At 67.4% G+C, this 5,929-nt stretch carries 7 protein-coding genes, 1 other RNA gene and 1 pseudogene; 1 reads left to right on the top strand and 8 read right to left on the bottom strand.

Features of this window, described 5'->3' with window-relative positions; genetic code table 11:
* Together K1Y73_RS21065 and K1Y73_RS21060 are read right to left on the bottom strand one after the other, a co-directional pair.
* Window positions 1–1,271, bottom strand: a 1,271-nt coding sequence (locus K1Y73_RS21065; protein ID WP_225030330.1) for a DNA polymerase III subunit gamma/tau, incomplete at its 3' end; no start/stop codon positions are given.
* Window positions 1,272–1,374: 103 nt separating this feature from the next.
* Window positions 1,375–1,827 carry a hypothetical protein gene (locus K1Y73_RS21060; RefSeq protein WP_225030329.1) on the bottom strand — a complete coding sequence of 151 codons (453 nt, stop codon included), beginning with the start codon at window positions 1,825–1,827 and terminating at the stop codon, window positions 1,375–1,377.
* A gap of 92 nt (window positions 1,828–1,919) precedes the next feature.
* Between K1Y73_RS21060 and K1Y73_RS21055 the strand changes: the two genes are divergently transcribed.
* Window positions 1,920–2,651: a Crp/Fnr family transcriptional regulator gene (locus tag K1Y73_RS21055; RefSeq protein WP_225030327.1), complete on the top strand. Its 732-nt coding sequence runs from the start codon at window positions 1,920–1,922 to the stop codon at window positions 2,649–2,651.
* A gap of 59 nt (window positions 2,652–2,710) precedes the next feature.
* On the opposite strand, the gene gdhA is transcribed toward K1Y73_RS21055, so the two are convergent.
* The 6 genes and pseudogenes from gdhA to K1Y73_RS21025 form a co-directional block, all read right to left on the bottom strand.
* Window positions 2,711–4,066 carry an NADP-specific glutamate dehydrogenase gene (gene gdhA / locus K1Y73_RS21050; RefSeq protein ID WP_225030326.1) on the bottom strand — a complete coding sequence of 452 codons (1,356 nt, stop codon included), beginning with the start codon at window positions 4,064–4,066 and terminating at the stop codon, window positions 2,711–2,713.
* 196 nt (window positions 4,067–4,262) lie between these two features.
* An RNA gene (gene ffs / locus K1Y73_RS21045) (signal recognition particle sRNA small type) lies at window positions 4,263–4,359 on the bottom strand.
* Window positions 4,360–4,458: 99 nt separating this feature from the next.
* Window positions 4,459–4,857: a monovalent cation/H(+) antiporter subunit G gene (gene mnhG / locus K1Y73_RS21040; RefSeq protein WP_225030325.1), complete on the bottom strand. Its 399-nt coding sequence runs from the start codon at window positions 4,855–4,857 to the stop codon at window positions 4,459–4,461.
* Window positions 4,854–5,123 carry a K+/H+ antiporter subunit F gene (locus K1Y73_RS21035; protein ID WP_225030331.1) on the bottom strand — a complete coding sequence of 90 codons (270 nt, stop codon included), beginning with the start codon at window positions 5,121–5,123 and terminating at the stop codon, window positions 4,854–4,856. Before K1Y73_RS21035 ends, mnhG begins: the two co-directional genes overlap by 4 nt.
* Complete coding sequence (locus K1Y73_RS21030) at window positions 5,123–5,611, bottom strand: Na+/H+ antiporter subunit E (protein WP_225030324.1); 489 nt, start codon at window positions 5,609–5,611, stop codon at window positions 5,123–5,125. The genes K1Y73_RS21035 and K1Y73_RS21030 overlap by 1 nt, the downstream gene beginning before the upstream one ends.
* 4 nt (window positions 5,612–5,615) lie before the next feature.
* Window positions 5,616–5,929: pseudogene (locus K1Y73_RS21025) on the bottom strand (monovalent cation/H+ antiporter subunit D); the annotation flags it as partial.

Genomic DNA, 5,929 nt, shown 5'->3' with positions numbered 1-5,929 from the left:
ATCATGCCCGCGCCGCCCGCGGGCGCGCCGCCGGGCATGCCGGGGCCAGAGCCAGAGCCAGCGCCAGCGCCGGGGCCCGTTCCGGGCCCCCCGGCGGGCGGCGGGCCTTCGGTCAGCCGGCGCACCAGGGTTTCGGGGTCGGGCAATTCGGCGACATGGGTCAGGCGGATCACCGCCATTTCGGCCGCCATCATCGCATTGGGCGCCAGCCCCACCTCTTCGATCGCCTTCAGCAGCATCTGCCACATCCGCGACAGGGCGCGCATCGGCAGGCCTTCGGCCAGCGCCAGGCCCCGGCTGCGTTCGTCGGGCGGGGTGGTCGGGTCTTCGGCCGCCTCGGGGGTGATCTTGATGACCGAGATCCAATGGCTGATCTCGGCCAGATCGCGCAGGATCGCCAAAGGATCGGCGCCATCGGCATATTGCGCCGAAAGTTCCGCCAGGGCCGCCGCCGCATCGCCGCGCATGATCTGCTGGAACAGGTCCAGCACCCGGCCGCGATCTGCGAGGCCCAGCATGGCGCGGACCTGCGCCCCATCGGCCGTGCCGCCACCCATGGCGATGGCCTGGTCCATCAGGCTCATCGCGTCGCGGGCCGAGCCTTCGGCGGCCCGCGTGATCAGCGCCAGAGCGTCTTCGGCCAGATCGGCGCCTTCGGCCGCAGCCACCCGCGCCAGATGGGCCATCATCACCTCGGGCTCGATCCGGCGCAGGTCGAAGCGCTGGCAGCGCGACAGGATGGTGACCGGAACCTTGCGGATTTCCGTCGTGGCGAAAATGAATTTCACATGCGCCGGGGGTTCTTCCAGCGTCTTCAGCAGCGCGTTGAAGGCGTTCACCGACAGCATGTGGACTTCGTCGATGATGAAGACCTTGTAGCGCGCCGAGGCCGGGGCGTAATGCACCGACGAGATGATGGTCTGGCGGATGTCGTCGACGCCGGTATTCGAGGCGGCGTCCATCTCGATCACGTCGACATGGCGGCCTTCGGCGATGGCGCGGCAGTTTTCGCAGGTCAGGCAGGGTTCGGTCGTCGGCCCGCCGGTGCCATCAAGCCCGGTGCAGTTCAGCCCCTTGGCGATGATCCGGGCGGTGGTGGTCTTGCCGGTGCCGCGGATGCCGGTCATCACGAAAGCATGCGCGATGCGGCCCGCCGCGAAGGCGTTCTTCAGCGTGCGCACCATGGCGTCCTGGCCGATCATGTCGGCAAAGGTCTCGGGCCGGTATTTCCGGGCAAGCACCTGGTAGGAGGGTTGGGGCGTATCGCTCATGGGTCTGCCGCTGTGACTCGGGAGGCCAGACTAGGCTGCCCGGGCGGGAAGGTCCACCGCGCTGGCGGGGGGCGCAGACAGCAGGCGCGGGGAAAGGGGCGGCTCAGGCCGGGTCGGCGCGGTCGCTGGCGGGATCGGGGGCCCAGTCGCCGGCACCGGCCGGGGCGCTGTGGCCGCTTGGGGGTTGGGCCGGGTCTTCGATCCGGCCGACGCGGCGGGCCAGCCAATGCAGCAGATCGGCCGAGAAGAAGAAATGCGGCGGCACGGGCGGCGTGGCGGCGGCGGATTCGGCCGCGGCCCGCGCGAAGGCGCCGACCAGCGCCACCAGCGCGCCACCCTGCAGCAGCGTCTGGGCCAGCGCGATCGCCGAGCGCGGATCGGGCCCGGGCTCGATCACCGCAAGGTCATAGGGCGCCACGGTGCCGAAGCCCAGGTCACGCGGCAGGCTGTCGGGCGCGAGGCGGATCTCGGGAAACAGCGCGGTGACCCCAAGCCGGATGTCGACCGACAGGAAGGGATCTTGGACGGCGAGCAGACAGGACTGGATTCTTTGCATCTCTGCCCCCGGTTATGAGCGGGGATCATGCAACCTTTCCACGAGATGCGCATTAAACCACGACATGTTTTCGTAAATCTTTCGAGGTCCCCATGACAATGACCCCCTGTGAAGCCTGCCCCTTGCGCGGGATGGAGATTTTCGTGCCTTTCGATCCCGGCGAGGTCGAGTTCATGCAGAAGTTCAAGGCCGGAGAGCTGGCGGTGGAACGCGGCACGACGATCCTGATCGAAGGGTCGAAAAGCCCGCAGCTGTTCACCGTGCTGCGCGGGATGGCGACACGTTACAAGACATTGGAGGATGGCAGCCGGCAGGTGATCAATTTCGCCATGCCGGGCGATTTTCTGGGGTTGCAGGCCGGGGTCATGGGGGCGATGCGCCATTCGGTCGAGGCGGCGACCGACATGGTTCTGTGCGTCTTCAAGCGCGAAGAGGTGTGGACGCTGTTTCGCACGCAGCCGTCGCGGGCCTTTGATCTGACCTGGATCAGCGCCGTCGAGGAACACTTCCTGGGCGAGACGGTGGCGACGCTGGGCCAGCGCGACGGGTTGCAGCGGGTGGCCTGGGCGCTGTTCCGGCTGTTCAAGCGGCTGCGGGCGGTCAAGCTGGGCACGCGGGATTCGGTGCCGCTGCCGTTCCGCCAGCAGGATCTGGCCGACGCGCTGGGCCTGTCGCTGGTGCATGCCAACAAGACCCTGGCCGAGTTGAAGCGGCGGGGCGTCGCGCGCTGGGCCAAGGGGGTGCTGGAGGTGCAGGACATCGACACGCTGCAGGATCTGGCGATGATCGACGAGCCCAAGGAAGAGCGGCGGCCGCTGATGTAGCCGGCAGCGGCGCGCCTGGTGCAATCTGGCCGCCCCGGCAGGCGGGACGGCCGAAGGCGTCAGATCACGCCCATCATCCGCATCGCCTCGGCCACGCGGACGAAGCCTGCGATATTGGCGCCCAGCACGTAATTGCCCGGGGCGCCGTATTCCTCGGCCGTCTCGAAGCAGGTGTCGTGGATGCCGCGCATGATCGAGGCCAGGCGGGCTTCGGTCTGCTCGAAGGTCCAGCTGTCGCGGCTGGCATTTTGCTGCATCTCCAGCGCCGACGTGGCCACGCCGCCGGCATTGGCGGCCTTGCCGGGGGCAAACAGGATGCCGGCATCCTGGAAGACCTTGATCGCCTCGGGGGTCGAGGGCATGTTCGCGCCTTCGCCCACGGCGACGACGCCGTTCTTCACCAGCCTGGCCGCATCCTTGCCCGACAGTTCATTCTGCGTGGCCGAGGGCATGGCGACATCGCAGGGCACATCCCAGACCGATCCCTTGTCGGCGGAGACGAAATAGACGCCCTGGCCCTTGATGCGCGCATATTCGGAAATCCGGTCGCGGCGCACGTTCTTGATCTCTTTCAGCAGGGCAAGATCAATGCCGGCCTCGTCGACGACATAGCCGCTGGAATCCGAGCAGGCGATGACCTTGCCGCCGAAGGACTGCACCTTCTCGATCGAGTAGATCGCGACATTGCCCGAGCCCGAGACGACCACCTTCTTGCCGTCGAAATCGGCGCCGCGGGTCTTCAGCATCGACTGGACGAAGTAGGTATTGCCGTAGCCCGTGGCCTCGGTGCGCGCGCGCGAGCCGCCATAGGCCAGCGCCTTGCCGGTGAAGACCCCCGCCTCGTAGCGGTTGGTCAGGCGCTTGTACTGGCCGAACATATAGCCGATCTCGCGCCCGCCGACGCCGATATCGCCCGCGGGCACATCGGTCTGTTCGCCCAGATGGCGGTGCAACTCGGTCATCAGCGACTGGCAGAAGCGCATGATTTCGGCATCCGACCGGCCCTTGGGGTCGAAATCCGACCCGCCCTTGCCGCCGCCGATCGGCATGCCGGTCAGCGCGTTCTTGAAGGTCTGCTCGAAGCCCAGGAACTTGATGATCCCGACATTCACCGAGGGGTGAAAGCGCATGCCGCCCTTGTAGGGCCCGAGCGCCGAGTTGAACTGCACCCGGAAGCCGCGGTTGATCTGGACCTGGCCTTTGTCATCGACCCAGGGAATGCGGAAGATGATCTGGCGTTCGGGTTCGCAGATCCGCTCGATCAGCGCCTGTTCCAGATAGTCGGGATGCTTTGCGACGACGCGGCCCAGACTTTCCAGCACCTCATGAACTGCCTGGTGGAACTCGGGCTCTCCGGCGTTGCGGCGGATCACCTGGGCAAGGATCGGCTGCAGTTTCTCGTCGATGCTGTTCATTGCTGGCCTTCCAAAGCGTGATTCCCTTCTGCTGAATTCCTGACCGCTTAGATCAAGGAATGGGCGAGGTGAACCCGAAACTGCCCGGAAAACGTGCGGAATATGCAGCGCTGTTGCCGCAGGCAGGGCAAAGGCAGCGGGGCGGCGGCCGGTTTTCGGCGCGTCGCACGGGGCGGCGGCGGAAGGGGGGAAGAAGGGTGAGAGGCTGGACAACGACCCAAGCGGGGCTCGTTACGGCTGCTTCCTTCCGGACCTGACCGGGTTGGCGAGGCGCTCGCCCGCGCCAACCTCTCGGGGGTGGATATAGGGCCGGCGGCGCGCAAGTGCAAGCGCCAGGAATGCGGCCCGCCATGCGGAGCGCGGGGCCTTCCCTCGGGCGTTCCGTCTGGCCTTCAGTCGGGCCGTTGCAGCGGATCTTCCGGCGCGCCCTGTTGCGGGCGGTCGGCGGCCTCGGTGGCCCAGACCCCGGACAGGGGCGGCGGCACGCTGCCTGCGGGCAGGTTGCGCGCCAGATGCACCTTGGCCAGCATCAGCGCCGAGAGGGGCGCGGTGACGAACAGGAACAGCGCGATCAGGAAGTCTTCCCAGGCGAAGCGGGTGGTGAAGGTCCAGCTCTGGATATCCGAGGCGATGATCGCGGCCCCCACGCCCAGCGTGGTGGCCTTGGTCGGCGCATGCAGGCGCTGCATGGTTTCGGGCAGCCGCAGCATGCCCCAGCTGCCGATCAGCCCGAACAGCCCGCCGCCGACCACGATCACCGACAGCACGATTTCAATCAGCAGCGCGGTCATTCGATGATGCTCCCGCGGAGGATGTATTTGCAGAAGGCGACGGTGGCGACGAAGCCGGTCATCGCGAACAGCACGGCGGGTTCAAAGGTCGACACGCCGCCGGTGCGCGCGCCGTACAGCATCAAAAGCGCGATGACGTTGATCGTCATCGTGTCCAGCGCCAGGATGCGGTCGGCCAGGGTGGGCGCGGTGGCGATGCGGATCAGGTTCAGGACCAGCGCCAGGGCGAAACAGCCCATGGCAAAGGCAAGGGCGGTGGAGAGGATCATTCGAATATCCTTTTCAGCCGGGCTTCATAGCGGGATTTGATGCTGTCGCGCACCTCGTCGGGATCGGGGGCGTGCAGCGAATGGATCAGCAGGCAGCGGCGGTCTTCGGAAAAGTCGGCGGTCAGCGTGCCCGGGGTCATGGTGATCGTGCCGGCCAGCAGGCTGATCGCCTCGGGCGAGGTCAGGTCCACCGGAACCACCACGAAGGCCGAGCGGATGCGGTCTTTCGGCATGAACAGCACGATCTTCGCGACCTGGAAGGACGAGACGATCACATCCCAGATCACGATGCCCAGATAGGCGACCAGGGCGAAGGGGCGGCGGATGCGCGGCCGCTCGGGCCACCAGGCCGAGGTGATCAGCGGGATCACCAGGCCGATGATCAGCGCCATGACCAGGCTGCCCAGCGTCCAGGCATTGGCCAGGATCAGCCAGAACAGCACAAGGAAGGCGGACAGGCCCGGATGCGGGATCAGGCGGGTCATCGGCTTATCCTTCCTGGCCCAGGCGGTTGGCGTCGATATAGGCCGAAGGCTGGGCCAGGCCCGCGGCCGTCTCGGCCAGCCAGGCCGAGACCGGGCCGCCGGCCAGGGTCAGCGCGGCCAGCGCGGCCAGGAACAGGCCGGGCACGGCCAGTTCGCGCGCGGCGAAGGCGGGGCTGGCGGGCGCGCCCTGCGCCTTCCAGAACAGCAGCGATCCGGCGCGGGCCAGCCCCAGGATCATCAGGAACGAGCCGCCCAGCACCACCGGCCAGACCCAGGCGGCCTGCGCCTCGGTCGCCTGCAGGACGAACAGCTTGCCGA

Source organism: Xinfangfangia pollutisoli, from assembly GCF_020179405.1.
Lineage (GTDB): Bacteria > Pseudomonadota > Alphaproteobacteria > Rhodobacterales > Rhodobacteraceae > Pseudogemmobacter > Pseudogemmobacter pollutisoli.
This window is presented reverse-complemented; position numbering and strand designations above follow the sequence as displayed.

Excerpts from the sequence above, each read along its gene's own strand:
- K1Y73_RS21060 (WP_225030329.1), bottom strand. The coding sequence starts at position 1,827 with ATGCAAAGAATCCAGTCCTGTCTGCTCGCCGTCCAAGATCCCTTCCTG.
- K1Y73_RS21055 (WP_225030327.1), top strand. The coding sequence starts at position 1,920 with ATGACAATGACCCCCTGTGAAGCCTGCCCCTTGCGCGGGATGGAGATT.
- gdhA (WP_225030326.1), bottom strand. The coding sequence starts at position 4,066 with ATGAACAGCATCGACGAGAAACTGCAGCCGATCCTTGCCCAGGTGATC.
- mnhG (WP_225030325.1), bottom strand. The coding sequence starts at position 4,857 with ATGACCGCGCTGCTGATTGAAATCGTGCTGTCGGTGATCGTGGTCGGC.
- K1Y73_RS21030 (WP_225030324.1), bottom strand. The coding sequence starts at position 5,611 with ATGACCCGCCTGATCCCGCATCCGGGCCTGTCCGCCTTCCTTGTGCTG.